Source organism: Bifidobacterium pseudocatenulatum DSM 20438 = JCM 1200 = LMG 10505, assembly GCF_001025215.1.
Lineage (GTDB): Bacteria > Actinomycetota > Actinomycetes > Actinomycetales > Bifidobacteriaceae > Bifidobacterium > Bifidobacterium pseudocatenulatum.
This window is the reverse complement of record NZ_AP012330.1, coordinates 795,777-817,096: the sequence shown is the minus strand read 5'-3', so window position 1 is coordinate 817,096 and position 21,320 is coordinate 795,777. Positions and strand designations below refer to the sequence as shown.

The 21,320-nt window shown below is 56.4% G+C and carries 16 protein-coding genes and 2 tRNA genes; 3 read left to right on the top strand and 15 right to left on the bottom strand.

Annotated elements, in window-relative coordinates:
• The first annotated feature begins 21 nt into the window (after positions 1 to 21).
• The 3 genes from BBPC_RS03365 to BBPC_RS03355 are packed head-to-tail and all read left to right on the top strand — an operon-like array spanning position 22 to position 3,542.
• On the top strand, positions 22 to 1,878 hold the full coding sequence (locus BBPC_RS03365; RefSeq protein WP_033524292.1) for an FAD-binding protein: 1,857 nt from the start codon (positions 22 to 24) through the stop codon (positions 1,876 to 1,878).
• A gap of 58 nt (positions 1,879 to 1,936) precedes the next feature.
• Positions 1,937 to 2,866: a succinate dehydrogenase/fumarate reductase iron-sulfur subunit gene (locus BBPC_RS03360; protein WP_004223754.1), complete on the top strand. Its 930-nt coding sequence runs from the start codon at positions 1,937 to 1,939 to the stop codon at positions 2,864 to 2,866.
• Positions 2,867 to 2,870: 4 nt separating this feature from the next.
• A complete protein-coding gene (locus BBPC_RS03355) occupies positions 2,871 to 3,542 on the top strand; it encodes an O-methyltransferase (RefSeq protein WP_004223752.1) in 672 nt (223 codons plus the stop codon).
• Positions 3,543 to 3,665: 123 nt separating this feature from the next.
• Here BBPC_RS03355 and nhaA read toward each other — a convergent pair whose 3' ends face one another.
• The 15 genes from nhaA to mtrA form a co-directional block, all read right to left on the bottom strand.
• Positions 3,666 to 5,036: a Na+/H+ antiporter NhaA gene (nhaA, locus tag BBPC_RS03350; RefSeq protein WP_004223749.1), complete on the bottom strand. Its 1,371-nt coding sequence runs from the start codon at positions 5,034 to 5,036 to the stop codon at positions 3,666 to 3,668.
• 358 nt (positions 5,037 to 5,394) lie between these two features.
• Positions 5,395 to 5,468: transfer RNA gene (locus BBPC_RS03345), tRNA-Arg, on the bottom strand.
• A 44-nt stretch (positions 5,469 to 5,512) separates the two neighbouring features.
• Positions 5,513 to 5,586, bottom strand: a tRNA-Arg gene (locus BBPC_RS03340).
• 167 nt (positions 5,587 to 5,753) lie between these two features.
• On the bottom strand, positions 5,754 to 7,067 hold the full coding sequence (gene clpX / locus BBPC_RS03335) for an ATP-dependent Clp protease ATP-binding subunit ClpX (RefSeq protein ID WP_022244889.1): 1,314 nt from the start codon (positions 7,065 to 7,067) through the stop codon (positions 5,754 to 5,756).
• A gap of 145 nt (positions 7,068 to 7,212) precedes the next feature.
• The gene (locus tag BBPC_RS03330; RefSeq protein WP_004223728.1) at positions 7,213 to 7,914 is read right to left on the bottom strand and encodes an ATP-dependent Clp protease proteolytic subunit; all 702 of its coding nucleotides are present in this window, start codon (positions 7,912 to 7,914) and stop codon (positions 7,213 to 7,215) included.
• A gap of 2 nt (positions 7,915 to 7,916) precedes the next feature.
• On the bottom strand, positions 7,917 to 8,537 hold the full coding sequence (locus tag BBPC_RS03325; RefSeq protein WP_022244890.1) for an ATP-dependent Clp protease proteolytic subunit: 621 nt from the start codon (positions 8,535 to 8,537) through the stop codon (positions 7,917 to 7,919).
• A gap of 104 nt (positions 8,538 to 8,641) precedes the next feature.
• Entirely contained in the window at positions 8,642 to 10,300 is a 1,659-nt protein-coding gene (locus tag BBPC_RS03320; protein WP_004223725.1) for a peptide ABC transporter substrate-binding protein, read from the bottom strand.
• 90 nt (positions 10,301 to 10,390) lie between these two features.
• On the bottom strand, positions 10,391 to 11,944 hold the full coding sequence (locus tag BBPC_RS03315) for an MFS transporter (protein ID WP_004223722.1): 1,554 nt from the start codon (positions 11,942 to 11,944) through the stop codon (positions 10,391 to 10,393).
• A 200-nt stretch (positions 11,945 to 12,144) separates the two neighbouring features.
• A complete protein-coding gene (locus tag BBPC_RS03310) occupies positions 12,145 to 13,170 on the bottom strand; it encodes an ABC transporter permease (protein WP_004223719.1) in 1,026 nt (341 codons plus the stop codon).
• Positions 13,167 to 14,243, bottom strand: a complete 1,077-nt coding sequence (locus tag BBPC_RS03305) for an ABC transporter permease (RefSeq protein ID WP_004223718.1) — start codon at positions 14,241 to 14,243, stop codon at positions 13,167 to 13,169. Before BBPC_RS03305 ends, BBPC_RS03310 begins: the two co-directional genes overlap by 4 nt.
• On the bottom strand, positions 14,240 to 15,781 hold the full coding sequence (locus BBPC_RS03300) for a sugar ABC transporter ATP-binding protein (RefSeq protein WP_004223717.1): 1,542 nt from the start codon (positions 15,779 to 15,781) through the stop codon (positions 14,240 to 14,242). The genes BBPC_RS03305 and BBPC_RS03300 overlap by 4 nt, the downstream gene beginning before the upstream one ends.
• Before the next feature lie 137 nt (positions 15,782 to 15,918).
• Positions 15,919 to 16,911, bottom strand: coding sequence for a substrate-binding domain-containing protein (locus tag BBPC_RS03295; protein ID WP_004223716.1), 993 nt, complete (start codon positions 16,909 to 16,911; stop codon positions 15,919 to 15,921).
• A 155-nt stretch (positions 16,912 to 17,066) separates the two neighbouring features.
• Complete coding sequence (locus BBPC_RS03290) at positions 17,067 to 18,806, bottom strand: LpqB family beta-propeller domain-containing protein (protein WP_004223713.1); 1,740 nt, start codon at positions 18,804 to 18,806, stop codon at positions 17,067 to 17,069.
• Entirely contained in the window at positions 18,806 to 20,476 is a 1,671-nt protein-coding gene (gene mtrB / locus BBPC_RS03285) for an MtrAB system histidine kinase MtrB (RefSeq protein WP_231857845.1), read from the bottom strand. Before mtrB ends, BBPC_RS03290 begins: the two co-directional genes overlap by 1 nt.
• Positions 20,477 to 20,489: 13 nt before the next feature.
• Positions 20,490 to 21,224, bottom strand: a complete 735-nt coding sequence (mtrA, locus tag BBPC_RS03280) for an MtrAB system response regulator MtrA (protein WP_004223699.1) — start codon at positions 21,222 to 21,224, stop codon at positions 20,490 to 20,492.
• Between the last annotated feature and the right edge of the window lie 96 nt (positions 21,225 to 21,320).

Genomic DNA, 21,320 nt, shown 5'->3' with positions numbered 1-21,320 from the left:
CCTTGTGCGAAAATCGTTGCTATGAGTCCGAAGCATGTTGAAGATATGTATGATGCAGTAATCGTCGGCGCAGGCGCGGCAGGCCTGTCCGCAGCATTGGGAATGCTGCGAAGCGAACAAATGCAAGCCCTGAAGGAAGCCGGCATCGAGCCGAACATCCTGGTGATCTCCAAACTCCAGCCGTTGCGCTCGCACACCGGTTCCGCGGAAGGCGGCATTGCGGCCAGCCTCGGCAACGTCGAAAAAGACGACTGGCACTGGCACTACTTCGACACGGTCAAAGGCGGCGATTGGCTCGTCGACCAGGACGCGGCCGAACTGCTCGCCAAAGAGGCGTCGGAAACCGTAATCGATCTGGAACATGACGGTGTGGCGTTCTCCCGTACTGAGGACGGCCATATCGCACAACGACGTTTTGGCGGACATACCAAGGATTTCGGCAAGGAACCGGTTCGCCGCGCCGCCTATGCGGCCGACCGCATCGGTCATCAGATCCTCTTCTCCTTGTGGCAGCAATGCGTGGCCGAAGGCGTGGAATTCGCCGAGGAATGGTACGTGACCGATCTGGTAATCACCGAAGACGGATCCAAAGTCGAAGGCGTAGTGGCATTTGACACGCATAAGGGCCAAACGCACGCCATCCACGCACGCAACGTGCTTCTGGCCACCGGAGGCGCAGGCCGCCTATTCCACACCACCTCCAATTCATGGGATCTGACCGGCGACGGCATGGCTCTCGCACTGCAAGCGGGACTGCAGCTTGAAGACAGCGAATTCGTGCAATTCCACCCGACTGGTCTGGCGCATACCGGCATTCTGCTGTCTGAAGCGGCACGAGCGGAAGGCGGCGTGCTTCGCAATGCCGATGGCGAGGCATTCATGGAAAAGTATGCTCCCGGCCATGCCGATTTGGCTGCACGAGATGTGGTGAGCCGTTCCATTATGGCTGAAATCGATGCCGGCCACGGCGTGGCGGATCCGAAGGACCCCGAAGGGCCAAAGGATTGCGTGTGGCTTGATATGACCGGTATTGATGCCGACCATATGCATGAGGTACTGCCGCAGGTGGTGGAAACCATCGAAAAATATGCGGATCTTGATCCGACACACGATTTCGTGCCGGTTAAGCCTACCGCGCATTACACCATGGGTGGCATTCCGATCACCACCGACGGCGAAGTCTACCGTTGGCAGAACGACGAACGAAATGTCGTCGAAGGCCTGTTCGCTGCCGGCGAATGCGCATGCGTGTCCGTGCACGGCGCAAACCGTCTCGGCGGCAATTCCCTGCTGGATGCATGCCTGTTCGGCACCCGCTCCGGCAAGGCGCTGGCGGAACGCATTTCCAGCGCTCCAGTGAACGATCCCATGGCTGAATCCGACGCCGACAATGGTTCGGATGCGGTCCAGCAGGCCGCTGACACCCGTTCCAACGAACTCAAGGATCTGCTGGTGCAGCTTCCGGAAGACGAGGAGCATGCAGCCGACAATCCTTACCAGCTGATGGCCGATCTGGGTACCGTCATGGAACGCGCTGTCGCCGTGCGTTGCGACGAGCAGGGTATCGAACAGGCGCTAACGGCATTGCATGATGAGTTTGCGCCCCGTGCCGAAGCCCTGCACGCGCATTCCGACTCCCCCACGTTCAACCAGGAGATCACCGCCATTTGGGAGGTCCGCCACCTTCTGGAACTCGGCAAGGCCGTACTCACCTCATCCGATGCGCGTCACGAATCCCGTGGCTCGCTGAAGCGTCTTGATTTTCCGGAACGCGACGATGAGCATTTCCTGGCCCATTCCATGGTGAATGCCTCCGGCCAGATTTCCTGGCAGCCGGTGCACATTGTGAATATGCCGCCAAAAGCCCGCGAATACTGATTCCGCTGGGCACGGCGTATGGCAGACTAGTTGACGGTTTTATTGGAAAGGCGGGTACATGAGCGGTATGGAAAACGGCGTGAATACGGTGACATTGCGGGTGAATAGGTTTGCCCCGCGCGCCGAGCGTGCCCGCGACCGCGAACGTGGCGGCTCTCCGTTCGCCAGAAAAAGCTCTCCGTTTGGGGATTCCGGCACGTCGGCGCGCCGCCGCCCGCGCGGCAAGCAGTGGTTGCAGGATTACACGTTGAACGTGCGTCCGGAAGACACGGTGCTTGATTGCCTGTTGAAGATCAAACGCACCATCGATCCGACGCTGGCATTCCGCTATTCGTGCGGACATGGCATGTGCGGTTCCGATGCGGTGTCCATCAACGGCACCCCCACCCTGCTGTGCACCGCGTCCGTCAAGGATTGGGCCAAACCGTCGAATCCGACATTGGTCGACGATGAAGGATTCCGACACACCGGAGATGTTTCCGACATTCAGGAAAATGCGGTCGGCGCAGGGGATCTTGGCGTCATCGAGCTCGCTCCCCTGCCGGGTTTCCCGGTGCAGCGCGATTTGATTGCCGATATCGATCAGATGCTCAACCAAATCAGAAAACTCAAGCCCTATCTGCAGGCGCGTGGAGAACTCGCCACCACTGCGGACGGCAAGATCAACGCTTTCGAATATCTGCAGAATCCCCAGCAGCTTGCCAAGTATGAGCTTCTCAGCAACTGCATCGCCTGTGGCACTTGCGAAGGCAGCTGCCCTGTGTATGCGGGCGGCGAAGCGTTCATCGGACCTGCAGCCCTTATCGCGGCGTCTCGTTTCATCAACGATTCCCGCGACGGTCAGGCGAACGCACGCATGGATGCCATTGATTCCGCCGATGGCATCGCCGCATGCCAGTCGGTCCGCGCATGTACCCGCGAATGCCCGCGTGGCATTGACGTCGGCGAGGAAATCTGGCAGCTGATCGCCCAAGTCAAGGAACGCTGAACCCATGGATAGAACGTCATATACCAATCTCGCCAAGTCATGGGAATACGTTGAGGACCATGCGTTCTCCCGCCAGTCAACCGACTTGAATGCTATTCGCACCCATGCTGAAGAAGCAGGCATTCCGCAGGGTTCAGCAGCCCAAGCCGAGCTGTTGCGCATGCTCGTGCATATGGTGAATGCGACATCGGTGATCGCCGTCGGCACCGGTTCCGTGGTGGAAACGTTGCAGCTGGTCAACGGTTTGGATAATTCCGGTCAGCTTACGGCGGTTGATTCCTCTTCCCAGGGCATTGCGCTGATTCGTACGTTGTTTAATCGGCTTTCCGACGAGACACAGACCACGCTTCGCGCCGTCAACGCTCCCGTCGACGTGTTTTTGCCACGTCTGAATGCAGAAAACTACGATTTGATTGTAGTTGCCGGCGACGCGGAAAATTACGGCGCTTCCTTCGAGCAGGCTCCCCGCCTGTTGAAGAAGCATGGCGTAATCGTGTTCACCGATATTCTTGCTTTTGATTCAGCCACGTCCGCAGGCGGCGTTTTGAATCCCGCCAATCGTGACGCCAAATCCATTGCCATGCGTGGTTTGCTGGAAACCGTGGAATCCGATGAGCGTTTCGTCACTGCCCTCACCCCGACCGGTACGGGCCTGCTCGTAGCAGTCAAACGCTAGTATGGCCGTTCCCAGCGGCCTACCGTTTCCTCATACAAAAAGCCGACACTCACGGATAAGTGATGAGTGTCGGCTTTTGTTGTGTCTGGCGTATGGCGCGGAATGCCATACGCCGGAACGTCGTTATTTGACCTTTGGATGTGTGTCGATCATCTGGCTGACCACAACGGTGCCGTCTTCGAGAACAGATTCCACTTCCCCAGCAGCATCCTCGTCAGCAGTATGATGCTTATGCTTCGAGGATGCGGCAGCGGCAAGCTCAAACTTCTTGGATTGGCGGCTCAGCAGAATGCCGGAAATCACCGCCGCGACTATGGAACCGACCAACACACCGAAACGTGCTTCAGCAGACAGTTCGGCATCCTGATATGCAAGCGAGGAAATCAGGAAAGATACGGTAAAGCCGATGCCACATGCGCAGGCCGCGGGGAACATGTCGCGCACACGCAATCCCTTAGCCATTTTCAATCCGGCCACATGCGTGGAAAGCCATGCCGTGATCATAATGCCCAACGGCTTGCCGACCACCAGAGCCACCATAACGGCAACGACGACCGGCGAAATGAACAGGGCCAACGTCAACGATTCAAAATGCACACCAGTGGCGAACAAGGCGAAAATCGGCAGAGCCAGCAACGCGGAAAACGGCTGCAGCTTGTCCGCATAGCGTTCGGCGCGTGGGGTTTTCTCTCCGAAACGCTCATGAGCCGGCGTGAGCAATCCAACAAGCACGCCAGCCAAAGTAGGATGCACACCAGCTTCGAACATCATCACCCAAGCCAGAATGCCGACAATGGCCACGGCAAGCCATGGCACTTTGCGCATACGCACCAGGAAATACCATACGACAGCGCATACGGCGATGCCGACGAACCAGTACCATGCGTTCACCGAAGAGAAGAACACCGCGATCAGAATAATGGCCAGCAGATCGTCCACTGTGGCAAGCGTCATCAGGAACGCGCGAATAGAGCCCGGCAGCGCTTTGGCGAACAAAGCAAGCACAGCCAAAGAGAACGCGATATCAGTGGCCGTAGGAACCGCCCAACCATGAGACATCTCACCAAAGGTGAAACTCGTTCCCGAAGCGATGGCCAACGGATCGGATCCGAAACCGGAGAACAGGAACAATACCAGCAGGAACAACACCGGAGGAGCCATCATACCGCCCACAGCGCACAGCATCGGCACTGCAGCAGCCTTGGGGTTCGACAGCGAACCTGTGGCGAGTTCCTGTTTCAATTCCAGTCCGACAGTCAGGAAGAACACCGTCAGCAGACCATCCTGCACCCAGTGTCCCAATCCCATATCGATATTGGTGTAGGGAATGGCGATGCGGAAATTCTCCAACTCTTCGAACGCATGCGCCGTGAACGGCAGATTGGCAAGCAACAGACCTGCGAGGGCGAAGCCAAGCATAATCAGACCAGATATGCGGTCGGAAGCGGCTATGTATCGTATTTTCGCCCAGAGTCCCTGCTTACGTTCGGTCATTGCTCTCCCGTCTGTTGCCGCGAGTATCCACGGCCCGCCATTCACTTAAGAAAAGCGTCTGCGGTATTGGCATGCGCAGACGCTTCAATAGCGGTTCCAGTGTACCGAGAGGTGTCGGCGTTTATGTTTTCAAACCGTCTTTTTCACTGGTGTTTACGGTTTTATTCGGCATGGCGGCTTTTCTTGTACCACACCGTTCGCTCGGAGAGAAACCGAACGTATCTCGACAACAGCCGCTTTACATAAGCATTCTGGTAGGTTTGCGAATCGCATTGACTCGAACACTATTCACGGCAGCGCCGCCGTTACTTCCAGAAAAAAAGAAAGCCTCCTCCGCATTTCGCGAAGGAGGTTCATGTGCGCGAGACAGGATTCGAACCTGCGACCTGCTGATCCGTAGTCAGCTGCTCTAATCCGCTGGGCTACTCGCGCAACGCCATCTCATTTATTTACGCCACCTGATGACCGGTGGCCGGTGCGCGAGACAGGATTCGAACCTGCGACCTGCTGATCCGTAGTCAGCTGCTCTAATCCGCTGGGCTACTCGCGCAACGTTGCTTGTTTTCGGCAACTCGAATAAGATACACCCAAATGGCCGCGCAGCAAAATCTCGGCGTGTCGCGCCTGTTTTCGTGGATTTCGCACCGGCATCCATACTTGCTTCAACCCTACGAAATCTGAACTCTCGCACATACGACGCGCAACACGCCGAATGCACTACGCGGCACGTCTGCGAGGAATCTCCTCCGTGGAAACCTTCAATAGTTTCGGAGTGCCGGAACCATTGACGGACGCCTCATCCACCACCACCTCCGATACGCCAGTCACGCTTGGTAGCTGGAACATCGTGTCCTCCAAGGTTTTTTCGATAATCGATCGAAGGCCTCGGGCGCCCGTGCCCCTGCGAATCGAAGTGGCCGCGATCTGCCGCACCGCCCCCTCAGTGAACGTCAACGTCACCCCGTCAATCGCAAACAACTTCTGATACTGCTTGACCAGTGCGTTCTCCGGTGCGACCAGAATGCGCGCCAAATCATCCTCCGTAAGCTCCTCAAGCACGCTCACCACCGGCAATCTACCGATGAATTCAGGCAATAAACCGAAATCGGCAAGATCGTCGGCCGAAGCCTGGGCAAGCAGCTCACGATTCGGCACCTCATGATCATGCCACGCGGCACCAAATCCGCTTTCACGAGCGCCCAAACGCTGCGCCACAATATCGGCAAGCCCGACAAACGCGCCGCCGCAGATAAACAGAATGTCACGAGTGTCGATCTGCACCGTCTCCATCTCACGATGCTTACGCGAACCCTCCACCGGCACGGATGCCACAGTACCTTCCAAAATCTTCAGCAGAGCCTGCTGCACGCCCTCACCGGACACATCTCGCGTAATAGACGTGTTCTCGCCGCTCTTACGCGCTATCTTGTCGATTTCGTCAATATAGACGATGCCCTGCTGCGCTCGCGCCACATCGCCGTCAGCGGCCTGTATAAGCCGTTGCAGTACGGTTTCCACATCGTCGCCCACATACCCCGCTTCAGTGAGTGTGGTGGCGTCGGCGATGACGAACGGCACATTCATGACCTTCGCCAGCGTCTGCGCAAGATACGTTTTGCCCACGCCGGTCGGCCCCAGCAGCAGGATATTCGATTTGGACACCTGCACGCCGGCCAGTGGATCGTCGCTCGCATGCGCCGCACGATCGCGCAATGCCGCGGATTCGCGCATTTCCATATTGACGCGCTTGTAATGGTTGTATACGGCCACGGAAAGCGTTCTTTTAGCGGATTCCTGCCCGACCACGTAGTTGTCGAGATAGGCGCTGATCTGTGCGGGTTTCGGCAGCTGCAATGTGTTCAGCTGGGCGTCTTTGACACGTTCTTCGGAAATGATGTCGACGCACAGTTCGATGCATTCGTCGCAAATGGCCGCACCTGATCCGGTAACGAGCTTACGTACCTGATTTTCGGTTTTGCCGCAGAACGTGCATCGTGACACTTCATCGTTGTAGCTGACCACTCGTCCCATTCGCACCCCTTTGTTTGCCGTACCTGCCATTGAGCAATCGCCATCATGCAATCATCATTGAAGAACAGCATACCCCTGCCAACGCCCGGCAGGGGTATTGATTTGTGAAGATGCGACTTCAGATGGAACCTCGCATATGCGCCGTTCAGCTACGGTGTTCCAGCACTTCGTCGACAATGCCGTATTCCTTGGCCTCAGGTGCGGTCAGGAAGGTGTCGACCTCGATGTCTTTGCGAATCTTCTCCACATCGCGACCGGTATGCTTGGCCAGCGTGTTCTCAAGCCATTCACGCATACGCAGCATTTCCTTGGCTTGGATTTCGATTTCCGTCGCCTTGCCGAAGCCCTGATCGATGGCCGGCTGATGGATGAGCACGCGCGCGTTCGGCAGCATCAGACGCTTGCCCTTGGCTCCGGCGGCCAGCAGAATGGCGGCTGCGGAAGCGGCCTGTCCAAGGCATACGGTCTGCACATCCGGCTTGATGTACTGCATGGTGTCGTAGATGGCGGTCATAGCCGTCATGGAACCGCCCGGAGAGTTGATGTACATCATCACATCACGGTTCGGATCCTGGCTTTCGAGCACCAGGAGCTGAGCCATAATGTCATCGGCGGAAGTGTCGTCGACCTGCACGCCCATGAAGATGATGCGGTCTTCGAACAAGCGGGTGTACGGATCCTGCCTTTTGAAACCGTACGGGGTCTTCTCTTCGAACTGCGGCAGAACATAACGGTTCTGCGGCGCGAAAGCGGCTTCGCGGGCTGCTGCAGCCTGGAAACCAACCACTCCGGTCGGTCCTGCGAGACGCTCTGCGCGGGCTACGAATCGGGATTCTTCGCTTGCCATGTTCACTCTCCCTTGGTGGCGTTCATCGTGTCGTGCGTGGAAACGAGCTTATCCACAAAACCGTATTCCAGCGCTTCCTGCGCGGTGAACCAGTGGTCGTACTCGTTGTCGCGGTAGATTTCCTCAACGGTATGGCCGGTCTGTTCGGCAGTCAGCTCGCTCATGGTCTTCTTCATGTCCATGATCAGTTCAGCGTTGATGCGCACGTCGGTGGCGGTGCCGCCGATGCCGCCGGACGGCTGGTGCATCAGCACACGGGCATGCGAGGTCAGGAATCGCTTGCCCTTGGTGCCGGAGCTCAGCAGGAACTGGCCCATGGATGCGCACATGCCCAAGCCGACGGTCGCCACGTCAGGCTCGATAAGCTGCATGGTGTCGTAAATGGCCATGCCTGCGGTGATGGAACCACCCGGGGAATTGATGTACAGCCAAATATCCTTCTTCGGATCTTCAGCTGCCAGCATCAGCATCTGTGCGCAGATGCGATTGGCCATTTCGTCCTTGACTTCCTCGCCCATCCAAATGATGCGGTCTTTCAGCAGACGGTTGAAAATCGGATCGGCGGGTCCGGCCGGCATATCTTCGCCGGCCATGACGGGCAGGGGTGCACTGAGGTTGCTCACCTTGTCTCCTTTTCCTATGTTCTCTATAGTTTCACAGCCTACCGCTTCGAAGCGACGGGTGGTGAAATTGCGCTCACAGTGGAGTCTTCACGCTAGAACAAACCTTACTTGACGATGGTGTTGTATTCGGGAACGCCCATATAGTTGTAGCTCACTTCCACGTTTTTGGCCGATGCCGCGGTCACGTTGGTATACCACAAAGGAATCACCGGCAAATCCTTCAGCAACACACGTTCGCTCTGCCGATACAGGCTCACGGCCTTGTCCAAATCGGTCTCCGCAGCAGCCTGGTCAATCAGCGCATCAAATTCGTCGCTCTTGTAATCACCGTTGTTCAAACCCTTGCCGTCCGCTGCCGATGAGTCGTATGCCTGCACCAGATAGCCTTCCGGATGCGGATAATCGGATTGCATGCCCGATTTGAATGCCGCGTCGATGGTGCGCTCCTGAATGGCGCTGCGCAGTTCCTTGGACGTGGCGAACGGATAGCTTTCCGCATCGATGCCAAGCGCGTTGCGAATGGAATTGGCCGCAGCCTCCACCCACTCCTTATCGGTGCCATCGGCGCTGTATGCGATGCGGAACGTTCCGCTCCATGGCGAAATCGCATCCGCCTTCGCCCACAATTCCTCGGCTTTCGTCTCATCATATGCGAGCACGCCATCCGTGTCGAGATCGGTGTCATATCCCTTGATCACCGGCGCAAGGAAATCGGTGGCGGGCGTTACCGTGCCACCGAAAATCGCATTGGCGATATTCTCACGGTCAATGGCATGCGCGATGGCTTGACGCCGATACTTGCCTTCCTCACCTTGGAAATGCTTGAGATTCTGCGAAATCGTAAATGCTGAGAACGACGGACCGGGCTTGCTGACGGCGGTGATGTTCTTTTCGTTCTGATAGGTTTTCAACGCGGAAGTCGGAATGGCATCAAGCACGTCGAGGTTGTCTGCCAGCAGATCCGAATAGGCTGCGTCAAGACTTTGATACACCTTGAAATCGATGCCTGCGTTCTTGACTTCGCGCGGCCCCTTGTAGGAGTCGTCTTTCTCAAGAATGATTTCTTCGCCGCTTTTGTACGCCTTCAGCTTGTACGGACCGTTGCCAATCGGCTTTTGCCCGTATTCCTTGGGATTCTTGATGACTTCGGATGGCATCGGCAGAAACGCGATATCTCCGATTTTGTACAGGAACGCCGAATTCGACGCTTTGAGCTTGACCTTCAGCGTAGTGTCGTCGACCACGGTAAGGCCTGACAATTGCGCGGTTTTGGAACCACTTGCATCCTGCAGCTCATCATAGCCCTGAATATCTTCGAAAATGGAGGCTCCGACCTGTCCATTGGCAGCATTGGCCGCGAATGACCAGCTTTTCGCGTACGTGTCGGCGGTGATCTTCTCACCATTGGAGAACGCCAGATTCGGTTTAAGTGCGATGGTGTATTCGGAAGCGTCGTCATTCGGCGTGATCGATTCGGCCTCGACCAACGTCTCATTACCTTCCGCATCGAAAGTGACCAGGCCGTCATACAGCTGGCTGACGATTTTCCAACCGGCCATATCGCTGGTGTCACTTGGCAACAAGCCATTCGATGGTTCCGTGATATTGACGCTGACCACCTTATCGGCACTGGTGACTTCCTGCTGGGAATCCTTCGCCTCCACGGATCCACAGCCCGCAAGCAGCGCAACTATGGAAAGCGCCGCCGTAATCGGCTTGAGCAGACCGGTAGTGATGCCGCTATACGGGTGCTGTAGTCTCATTGCTGTCCTCTCAATAACACGGTAGAGACAGCATAGCAAGCCGATATTCCTTGACGGAACGCTTTCCTCACTTTACGCTACAGGCTTTTTCTATAGCCTGCTATTACGTTTCGCACCAATACGGAACGCCGCAATCAAGCAACAGATGGCAATGGCCACGATACCAATCATGGTAGCGAACGTCCAGCTGCCACCGACAGCCGTAGCGTGACGGAACGTGGCACCCCCCTCTTCGCCTGCGCCAGCCTGAGCCACCGACAGAATCGTGGAGAACAGCGCGGTGCCTGCCGCGCCGCCGAACTGCAGGCAGGTGTTGAACACGGCATTGCCGTCCGGCATGAACTGAGGTGCGATGTTACGCAACGCATTGGTCATGATATTGGAAAAACCAAGCGAATAACCAAATCCGAAAATGAAGTAGAAACCGGCAAGCGTGACGGGTGTCAGTCGCATGGAAAATACCAGCAGCAGAATCGGCCCACAAATCGCGGCGAAAAACGCGCCGAGAATCGGACGCACCGGTCCGAAACGGTCGTACAGCATACCTCCCACCGGTGCGAAAAACGCGCCGATCAGCGCACCCGGCAGCACCAACGCGCCGGACAGGAACGCGCTGGTTCCCAACGAAAGCTGCGCCACATTGGTGATCACATAACCGAAACCGATGCCGACGATCGGCAGCAGCATGTAGGCGATCAAATGTAACAACACCATCGGGTCACGCAGCCAGCCCAAACGGATCAGCGGCGAGAACGAACGCTTCGACGACCAGCCGAAAAACAGCAATGCCCCCAATCCAACGATCAGACTCACCACGGCGAACACTGCCGACACCGTGGCGCTGCCGCCGGAAACCGTGGCGCTGCCGCCGGAAACCGCGGCGCTGACGGCCACTCCAGCTTGGTTTAGGAACATCACCAATCCGCACAATGCAAGCACAATCGACACGAACTGCAACGAATTGAGACGCGCCTCTTCCGTCGGGCGATGCTGTTCGACGCATTTTAAACCGACCGGCAACGAGACCAGCAGAATGATCGGAATGACAATCACGAAAATCGCACGCCATGGCAGAATGCTCGACACCGCGCCACCAACGGTCGGACCAATTGCCGGAGCGACGGTGATGACCAGCGAACCGACGCCCATCAAACGACCGACTTTGCTCTTTGGCGACTGTTCAAGAATGATGTTGATCATCAACGGCGTGGCCACACCGGAACCCATGCCTTGAATCACACGGGCAATGAGAATGACCGGGAACGCATGACCGACAATCATAATGAGCGAGCCGAGCACGGCAAGCGCCACCGCGGCAAGGAACAACGTGCGGTGCTTGAACCGACGGTTAAGATACGACGACAACGGCATGGTGGCCGCGACCACCAGCAGGTAGATGGTGGTGATCCACTGCACGGTTGCGGTGTCGACGTTGAATTCCCGCATGAGTTGCGGGAAAAGCACCGTCATCACGGTTTCGGTGAGAATGCCGATGAAGGCGAGGGAGCCGACCGCCACAATCGCTCCGATGAGTTTGCCGGGGATGCGTTCGTCTGAAATCGCCGCTTCCTGAGTTCCGGCGTTTGTCGTAATCGCCTGCGATTCAGTGGCTGCAGTTGTTGTAGTAATGTTCCGTTCTTCCATAATTCCTTATCCGCGCACTTTTTCCTACGGCCCTGTGCGATGCCGTCTATGATTCATTCGTATGAAAACCACTGTGTAGTGTAATGGAAGCCCTGACCTAGATGGGAACGGCATGCGTAAGGCTGGACGTACCATTTCGGCACGTCCAGCCTTACGCAAAGGGAATCAGAAACAAATGGTATGAACTGGAGCCGTTCCTCCTATTCTTTCTTGTTGAAGGCGGTGACCGCACGCTGCAGCACCACGAAGATCAGGATCATCAGGCCGACCACGATGGTGGTCCATTCGGCCGGCACGCCGAAGTCGGAGGTCAGCGGGTCGATGGTGGAACGGACCAGAGCGCCGATGACGGAACCGAGCACGTAGCCGAAGCCGCCGGTGACGATGGTGCCGCCGATGACCACGGAGGCCACAGCATCAAGTTCCCAGCCGACACCGACCGTGTTGATGGAAGAGCGGATGTTGGCCGTGTACACGATGGAGGCGATGGAGGCCAGTGTGGCGGAGGTCAGGTAGATGACGTACTGCGTGCGCTTGACCGGCAAGCCCATGAGTTCCGCGGAGGAGCGCGAGCCGCCGATGGCGTAGATGGTGCGTCCGGTGCGTGTATGGTGCAGCAGGATGTACCCGAAGATAACCACGAGCGCCGCAATGATCACACCGACATTGATGTACAGATCTTGGGAGATCTTCGGATTGTCGATGATGGTGATCTTCTGCGAAATGAAATCGAAGTTGTTATTTTCGGGGAAGGTCTGCGCCTTGGTCGAAATGATGGATGCGATGCCTCGCGCCAGGAACATCGAAGCCAGCGACGCGATGAACGGCTGCATGTTGAATTCTTCGATCAGGGTGCCGGTCAATAGGCCGAACGCCACGCCGATGAGAATCATGACGACCATGGCGAGCGGAGCCGCGACGCCTGCGTTGGTGAGTTTCACACCGACGACCGCGGTGATGGCGACGATGGCGCCAACCGACAGATCGATGCCGCCGGTCAATACCGGAAGCGTCATAGCCACGGCCAGAATAATCAGGTAGGCATGGTCGATGAACAGGGACGACACGAATCCAAGACGCAGGTAGGTGCCGAACAGCGCCTGACCCATGATGATCATCAGAATGAAGATCACCACTGCTGCGATGGTTGGAATCATCTGAGCGTCAAGACGACGCCGAGTCGGTTTCACGGTCTTCTTGACCTGAGTAGCTGTTGCAGAAGTCATGCTGCCACCGCCTTAGTTTGCGTCTTCAGCGCGCACTTACGTTTTATTTCCGCGCCAAGGTTATGAATCTTCGGAGCCTGCATCACGCAGATCACGATCACCACGACGGCGAAGAATGCCGGTGTTGCGGCGGAATCGATACCGAGGGTGATGATGGTCTTGCGGATCATGGCGATGATCACCGCGCCAAGCGCGCTGCCAGCCAGGGAGAACTTGCCGCCAAGCAGCGAGGTTCCGCCGATAACGACTGCGAGGATGGCATACATTTCAAGATCCTGCCCGGTCTTGACCACGTCGACGCGCATCACGGATGCGGTGGCGAACAGGCCTGCCACGGCTGCCAGAAGACCGGAAATCGCGTATACGAGGAAGAGGATCTTCTTCGGCTTGATGCCGGTCATGCGGGAGGCTTCCGGATTGATGCCGACGGATTCGACCATCATGCCCATGGCCGTTTTGCGGCACAGCAGGCCAATCAGCGCGACAATGACCAATGCGATGACGAAATTGGCGGGAATGCCCAGAATGAAGCCGTTGGCCATCCATTTCAGCGGCGCGCCGCCTGCAACGGAGCTGGCATCAGTGTTCTGGCCGGAAGTGATGACCTTGGCCAATCCTCGACCTGCGAGCATCATGATCAGCGTGGTGATGAACGGCTGCAGTCCCAGAATGGAAACCAATGCGCCGTTGATGCAGCCGACACCGAGGCCGATGAGCAGTGCGAGGAAAATCGCCAGCCACACGTTAACGCCGGAAGTCAGCATCTGCATGGCCGCCGCACCGGCAACCGCCATAACGGAACCTACGGAAAGGTCGATGCCTGCAGTGGAGATCACCAATGTCATGCCGGTGGCGATCATGAGATAACGCGCCGATTCCTGCAGCATGGTGATCAGCGGTCCCGAAAGACCTCCGGTGTTCTTATTCCAGCTCAACGAGAGGAATTGGTGATCGGAGATGGTGCAGATGACGATCAGCACAATCAGTGCGACCACAGACCATGTGAGGTTTGACGACAGCAGCTTCTTGACGAGGGAATCGCCGTCCTGCTTTGTTTTCTTGTCGCTCATCATGCCTCCTTTCCTGTATTGACGTTCGTGTTCGCGATGGTTTGGACGATGGTTTCCTGGGAAACCGTGTTGTCATTGACGAGTTCGGCGATCTTGTGGCGATCCTTCAGCACTTCGATGTCGTCAGAAAGCCTGACCACCTCTTCCATTTCGGACGAGATGAACACCACACCCATGCCCTGAGCGGCAAGATCAAGCACCACCTGCTGGATTTCCGCCTTGGCGCCGATATCGATGCCTCGCGTCGGCTCGTCCAGAATGAGCAGGTCGGGATGCGTGGCCAGCCAACGTGCGATCAGCACCTTCTGCTGGTTGCCGCCGGACAGGTTCTTGATGAGCTTGTTCGGATCGTTCGGACGAACGTTCAGCTCCTTCATGTACTTGTCGACGATCTCGTCGGCTTCCTTCTTCGGAATCGGCTTGAACATGCCTCTCGTCGCCTGCAAGGCGATCAGAATGTTCTCGCGGACCGTCAGATCGCCAATAATGCCTTCGTCTCGACGGTTCTCCGTGGAGTATGCGATCTTGTTGCGCAATGCCGTGTACGGATCGGAGATACTGGTCTTCTTGCCTTTGAGCTCGTACGTACCGGAATCCGGCTTGTCCGCACCGTACAGCAGTCGGCCGAGTTCGGTTCGTCCGGATCCCAACAGGCCTGCGAAGCCGACAACCTGGCCTGGGTAGATATCTAGGTCCGTAGGATTGATGGTGCCTTTCAGACCAAGCTGCTTGACGGAGACGATGGGCTGTTCACCTTCAGTCACGTCACGATGCGCCTTCTTGGCGCCGATCTGGCTCAGCTCGTCCGCGCTCTTGCCGATCATCATGCCGATGAGCTCGTCACGCGGAGTGTCCTTGGTCATGACTTCTTTGATGAACTTACCGTTGCGGAGCACGGTCAGGCGATCGGTGATCTCGTAAATCTGGTCAAGGAAGTGGGACACGAACAGGATCGCCACACCCGAATCACGAATCTTGCGCATGATCTTGAACAGATCCTGCACTTCGTTGGCGTCAAGCGATGACGTCGGTTCGTCAAGAATCAGCACCTTGGCATCGATCACCATGGCTCGGGCGATGGCGACCAGCTGCTGCATGGCGATGGAAATGGAGCTCAACGGTGCTCTCGGATCAAGATGATCCAGACCCATCTGGGCGAGGAATTTCTTCGATTCCTCATAGGTTTTCTTCCAGTTGATGCCCAGCGTCCCTCGCACCTCATGACCAAGCATGACGTTTTCGCCGATGCTGAGATTGGTGCACAGGTTAACTTCCTGATACACGGTGGCGATGCCCGCGTTCTGCGCATCACCGGTACCGGTGAAGGTTTGCGGCTTGCCTTCCACTTCAATGGACCCCGCGTTGATCCTGTACACGCCGGTAAGCGCTTTGATCATCGTCGATTTTCCAGCGCCGTTCTCGCCCATGAGAGCGTGGACTTCACCTGGATACAGACGCAGGTCGACGCCGTCCAGGGCCTTGACGCCCGGGAACTCGATCGTGATACCTTTCATCACGACGATTGGTTGCTTATCTACCATGTCTTCGCCTTACGAAAATTGTTATCGTTTTGTGATATTTGCCCAAGATGGAACGAACGGTGCATCGCGCTATGCGGTGCACCGTTCTTGGGCTATGTGAAAAGGAGAGATGCTATTCGGAAAGTTATCTGATCGGATCAGTACGCACGGGTACCGGCATCCAGGGCTTCCTTGGCGCTGTCTGCATCGAAGGTCTTGGATTCGATCTCGATATCGGATTCAACAGACTTGCCATCCAGATAATCCTTGACGGCGTTGGCGGTTTCCTTACCGAAGATCGGGTTGTACTCGATGACGTAGGAAAGATCGCCGTCGACCAGAGACTGCAGAGCGGCCTTGGTGCCATCGATGGTGATGATCTTGACCTTGCCCTTCAGACCAGCGGCATCAACGGCCTGTGCCGCGCCGAGACCCATCTCATCGTTCTGGGCGAAGATGAACTGCGGATTGTCGGACTTGTACTTGTCGAGCAGACCTGCTGTCACGGTCTTTGCCTCATCGGTGGACCAGTTGGCGGACTGGGACTCAAGCACCTTGATATTGCTTGCTGCCTTGTTATCCCAACCGGTGCCACGATCGGTCACCACGGACAGGCCTGCCGGTCCTTCCAGAATGAAGCCGTTGGCGCCATCTGGGAAGCTCTTGTTGACGAATTCAGCGGCCTGCTCGCCGGCCCAGACATTGGACGGGCCGATGTGCGAGACGACTGCCTTCTTTGCCGCATCGCTCTTGATATCGATGTTGCGGTCGACGGTGAAGACCGGGATTTCAGCTTCCGCCGCGTTCTCCAAGCAGTCATCCCAACCGGAATCGTTGGTTGCGGATAGCACGATCGCGTCGACTTCGTCGTTGACGAACTTGTTGAATGCCTGAATCTGCTTCTGCTGATCGTTGTTCTGCGTCGGGGAGTACACCAGATCGAATCCGGCATCCTCGAATGCCTTCTTCAGATCGTTCTCGTTGGCCGTACGGAAGCCGCCTTCCGGACCGACTGCCACGAAACCGATGGTCTTCTTATCGCTCTTGCTGGAGCTGGAATCGCCATTGGAGCTGCCGCCACCGCAGGCCGCCATGCTGGCCATAGCTGCCGCCGAAGCACAAATCGCAATAGCTTTCTTCCAATTCTTCATGAAAACTCCTCCTCGAGTATTTCTATTGATGGGCTTCCTTGCCATCAGTGTTTTCAGTATCGTTCGAACAATCCAAGGTCTCAATCCATAGCAATAACGTTTCGATAACAAGTCAATAACGAAACGATAACAATGGCGGAATTACAACTTTTTCACTATTGCACAGATAACGACGTAACTTGGGAATCAGCAATCGTCCATGCACCATCCAACGATCCGTCGACCGTTCTCGCCACTCCGAGATGGTCGAGTACGACAAGCCTGCGATATGTGCCGACTTCTCCTGTGGCCATATCGACCGCACCATTGTCGGGTAGCGCCTGACTCGTTTCAGGACCAGGCACCATCTGACGTCGTCCGATCTGCGCACGCCCCCGCTCGTATTGCGTGGCATAGAGAAAAGTGACGTCGTTATAGAACGTCATCATCGACACATTGGACTGTGTGGAAACCAAAGCGAACGCTTGGGACAGCCCAGCCACGGAGCCATCATGGTCCCGGCATATCCCGATGATGGCCACACCCGACTGCGCTCCCCCATCCGATTCGATGGAGAATGCGATACGGTCCCCCTCAGGGGAAAGCCTCATGGAATGGAGCGTTTGTGCTGATACGAGGCCGGGAACGTCAAGGGTGAGAACCGTGCCGGCATCATCGACCATGATGTGCTTGCCAGATGTGTCGATGCCCCAAATCTCGGAGTCGTTTCCTTTGCAGATGGTTTTCATCATGCGTCCTGAAAACATCAATGCATGGGTGGAACCGTCCTCTGCGAGCCTTTTCACATATCCGTCACGACCAAGCACGGCTCCGCCCTGTGCTGAGAAAACGAAGCTTCGCACGTCCGAAAGATCCGTTTGCGCCACACGAATGGCGCTGTAGGATTTCAACGACACGATATTGCCGACGCTCAACGTATACATGGGATTCAGCGGAGTCTGCGCATCAAGAGACGACGAATCATCGGCATGCGAATAGTCATGGTTTCCAGACATCACCTTGATTTCCGTCTCGGCGCTGCCGTCCCCCAACGATAGGCGAATCTGCCTGACCAAAATGCCACGTTCGGCATCCGTCATTCGTTCCATCGCCGATGAGAGACTCATTTCCATCACCGAATCGCGCATCTGCACACCGTCGGGCTGCAACACGATCCGCTTGGTATTGGTGTCGCTTACCGCGCCTTCCAGCCATGCCGCATTTCCGGCAAGCAGTTCCTGCACGGCGCGCGTCCGCCAATCCCTCCAGCAAAGCCAACGAACATCGGGGATCAGTTCTTTTTCGGAAGAGCCCAACTGATATAGCGAAACCTGACGGTACACCTGCTCGAAATCGTAGGAGCTGATCATCACGCCTGTCGGCAGTTTGCTGATCCGCCATTGGCCACGCACTTTGGAGAGGGAGAAATCGTAGGTTTTTGCCCCTCCGCTCGCCACCGCCGTATACACGCCATGCGCATCCAGTTCCCCTTGTATCTGGAGGCTGACGCTCACCACGGTTTTCTGCCCGCCTTGCCCTGACTCCACCGTGCTGGCCTTACGCACGAATTTCGGCACGTCGGCATATACCGTAGTCCGGTTATCGGCATTCCACCTTGATGCGGCGCCATCGGTAAGGAACTGCTTGCCCGTGGCGAACCCGTCACTCTGCACTCCCGCAGGCATGACGTCGAAAAATCCTTTGACGATGGCTTCCGGCTGCGCGTCATCGGCCGGCCCGTCGGGAGACGTGAACACTCTTCTTGTGCTTTGTTCCTCCGGGGTCATGGTCTGCACCGGACCATCTTCAGGAAGTCCCAATATGCTCGAGCATCCGGCCAGATGCATCATGGAGCATCCCAGCAATACCACTAATGAGACCGCGGCAATCACACGACGAATGTTTTTCGCAGTCATCACAGCCCCTCCACCATGGGTTTATTGGTCAGATAGTCCACGAATCCGTTATCGGCAACGCCAAAGCCTCCGACCACCCGCATATCGTCGCCATCGGTCGCGAATCGAATCGGAGCGTTGTTCATACCGCAATCGACATCGTCCGGATTGCGAGGCAACGTCACCAAAAACCATGTTCCTTCACCCAGCCGCGATCGCACCGCAACATCACCATGATGCAGTTTCGTGTCAGCCAGTACGATGGACATGCCCAAACCGGTTCCTCCGGTAGTGCGCGCTCTGGAAGGATCCGCCCTCCAGAACCGGTCGAACATTCTGGAACACTGTTCCGAGGTCATGCCAACGCCGTAATCGCGCACGCTGATTACTACCATTCGCTGATTGGCGGCAAGACGGACCTCAACCGGCTTGCCCTCCGCGAAATCGATGGCATTAGCGAGAAGATTGCGTACGACACGGCTTATACGACGCGTATCGATTCTCACAAGCACTTCCACGTTGGGCATATGCACATCCAGTGGCACATGTTTGGTCTGGGCGATGGCGGAAATCGCTTCAACCGACTGTTCGATGGGCTCGCGTATATCGGCCTCCACCAAATCAAGCGCCGCATACCCGGCGTCGAAACGCGAAATCTCCAACAAATCGGCGAGCATTTCCTGAAATCTGCGGATCTGGCCATCCAGCAATTCCACCGTTCTCTTTGTGGTGGCATCGTATTCGTCTTTGTGCATCGACAGCATGTCGGCGGCCATACGCATGGTCGTCACCGGTGTTCTCAATTCATGGCTGACGTCCGAAACGAAGCTGCGTTGCATATCCCCGGCTTTTTCCAGCTCTTCGATCTGATTCTCCAACGATTCGGCCATTTCATTGAACGATTTCTGCAGCACGCCTATCTCATCGGCCCTGTCCACCGCCACGCGGGCGTCGAAAGTTCCCGATGCCATGATTTCCGTAGCCAAGGCGACCCGCCGTACCGGAGTGATAACCGAACGCATGACCAGAAAAATGATCATCCCGATCAACACGCTCAACGCCACGCACACCATCAGCATGTTGATCTGGATCTGACTCAGCGCCTGCTGCTGCGATTGGTAGGAGTACAGTGCGAACACTTCCAATGAGCCCATGTTATTCGACGAAATCACCGATCCCAAAACCGCGCCGGGCGTACCTCCGGAAGTTCTCGGAATACGTACCGGCTGATAGTAGATCAATCCGGACGTATCAGCACGCATGCGGTTGCGCATAGATGACGACACCAGATTTGAATATTCCGGCTCCGTCGATACCGGCACGAATCCACGCTCCGCAGAATCCGCTGCATCACGTTCCATCAGGTACACGCCGACCAGATTGCTCGAACCATTGCTTTGCAATTCGGACGCCAGATTGCTCACTAACTGCTGGTATTGGTCCGTTCCAGTTAGATTCGAGGCATTCAGATGCTTCTGGACGCGCACAATCTGCGATGAGAAATCGCTGCGCGAGTCATCCGTCGCCTGCTCCAGCACGGATCCCCTGATGACGTACATGGAAAACAAAGACAGCAACGCGGCCGTCAGCAACACCACCAGCATCGACACGGCCACCGTTCTCGCCTGCAATGATCGGCGCACCTGCTGTCTGTCACGATGCCAGATACACCACACTCGATGGGTTCTCATCAGCATGGTTCGCTTATACCGTCGGGGCTACGAACTTGTATCCGATCCCGCGCACGGTCTGCACGATCCGCGGATTCTCCGGATCGGTCTCCACCTTCATGCGCAGCCGTTGCACATGCACGTTGACCAATCTGGTATCTCCGCCACTTTCGTATCCCCAAACACGTTTCAGCAAGTTCGCACGGCTCAGGGCTTCACCCGCGTGAGCCGCCAGCACGTACAGCAATTCAAACTCCGTCGGCGTCAGCTGCAGATCCACACCATCTTTGGTGGCGGTATGCTCAGCCCTATCCATTACGAGCGTGCCGCATTGCAATCGTTCAGTCAGGTCGCCCTCATCCTTGCCTGCAGGCGCGTTTACCTTGGGCATGCGCAGCCGAGCCCTGATTCTGGCCATAAGCTCCACCACCTCGAACGGTTTGGACACATAATCATCCGCCCCCGCTTCCAGGCCTTTCACCACATCGGTGGTGTCGGATTTGGCGGTAAGCATGATGATCGGCGTATTCGAGTTCTGCCGTATGCGTTGCGCCACCTGGACGCCATCCAAACCGGGGAGCATCACATCAAGCAACATCAAATCCGGCTGCAATGTCGGGAACATTTCCACCGCACGCCACCCATCCAAGCAGGTCACGGTTTTAAATCCTTCGCTCTCCAATACGATGGATAGCATCTCGCCCAAAGCCTGATCGTCGTCGACGATCATGATCAATCGTTGATTAGACTCATCCTGCATATTTCGCATTGCTTCGTCATTCCCTTCAACACTGCGTCCAAGTTTGCCCAGACTCGCCCTCCACGTTGAGCACGAACGTATGTTAACGTTCACTAGGTCAGCATT

What these genes read in the sequence shown, in the direction of transcription:
- BBPC_RS03365 (WP_033524292.1), top strand. Translation starts at nt 22, where the DNA reads ATGAGTCCGAAGCATGTTGAAGATATGTATGATGCAGTAATCGTCGGC.
- BBPC_RS03360 (WP_004223754.1), top strand. Translation starts at nt 1,937, where the DNA reads ATGAGCGGTATGGAAAACGGCGTGAATACGGTGACATTGCGGGTGAAT.
- BBPC_RS03355 (WP_004223752.1), top strand. Translation starts at nt 2,871, where the DNA reads ATGGATAGAACGTCATATACCAATCTCGCCAAGTCATGGGAATACGTT.
- nhaA (WP_004223749.1), bottom strand. Translation starts at nt 5,036, where the DNA reads ATGACCGAACGTAAGCAGGGACTCTGGGCGAAAATACGATACATAGCC.
- clpX (WP_022244889.1), bottom strand. Translation starts at nt 7,067, where the DNA reads ATGGGACGAGTGGTCAGCTACAACGATGAAGTGTCACGATGCACGTTC.
- BBPC_RS03330 (WP_004223728.1), bottom strand. Translation starts at nt 7,914, where the DNA reads ATGGCAAGCGAAGAATCCCGATTCGTAGCCCGCGCAGAGCGTCTCGCA.
- BBPC_RS03320 (WP_004223725.1), bottom strand. Translation starts at nt 10,300, where the DNA reads ATGAGACTACAGCACCCGTATAGCGGCATCACTACCGGTCTGCTCAAG.
- BBPC_RS03315 (WP_004223722.1), bottom strand. Translation starts at nt 11,944, where the DNA reads ATGGAAGAACGGAACATTACTACAACAACTGCAGCCACTGAATCGCAG.
- BBPC_RS03310 (WP_004223719.1), bottom strand. Translation starts at nt 13,170, where the DNA reads ATGACTTCTGCAACAGCTACTCAGGTCAAGAAGACCGTGAAACCGACT.
- BBPC_RS03305 (WP_004223718.1), bottom strand. Translation starts at nt 14,243, where the DNA reads ATGATGAGCGACAAGAAAACAAAGCAGGACGGCGATTCCCTCGTCAAG.
- BBPC_RS03300 (WP_004223717.1), bottom strand. Translation starts at nt 15,781, where the DNA reads ATGGTAGATAAGCAACCAATCGTCGTGATGAAAGGTATCACGATCGAG.
- BBPC_RS03295 (WP_004223716.1), bottom strand. Translation starts at nt 16,911, where the DNA reads ATGAAGAATTGGAAGAAAGCTATTGCGATTTGTGCTTCGGCGGCAGCT.
- BBPC_RS03290 (WP_004223713.1), bottom strand. Translation starts at nt 18,806, where the DNA reads ATGACTGCGAAAAACATTCGTCGTGTGATTGCCGCGGTCTCATTAGTG.
- mtrB (WP_231857845.1), bottom strand. Translation starts at nt 20,476, where the DNA reads ATGAGAACCCATCGAGTGTGGTGTATCTGGCATCGTGACAGACAGCAG.
- mtrA (WP_004223699.1), bottom strand. Translation starts at nt 21,224, where the DNA reads ATGCGAAATATGCAGGATGAGTCTAATCAACGATTGATCATGATCGTC.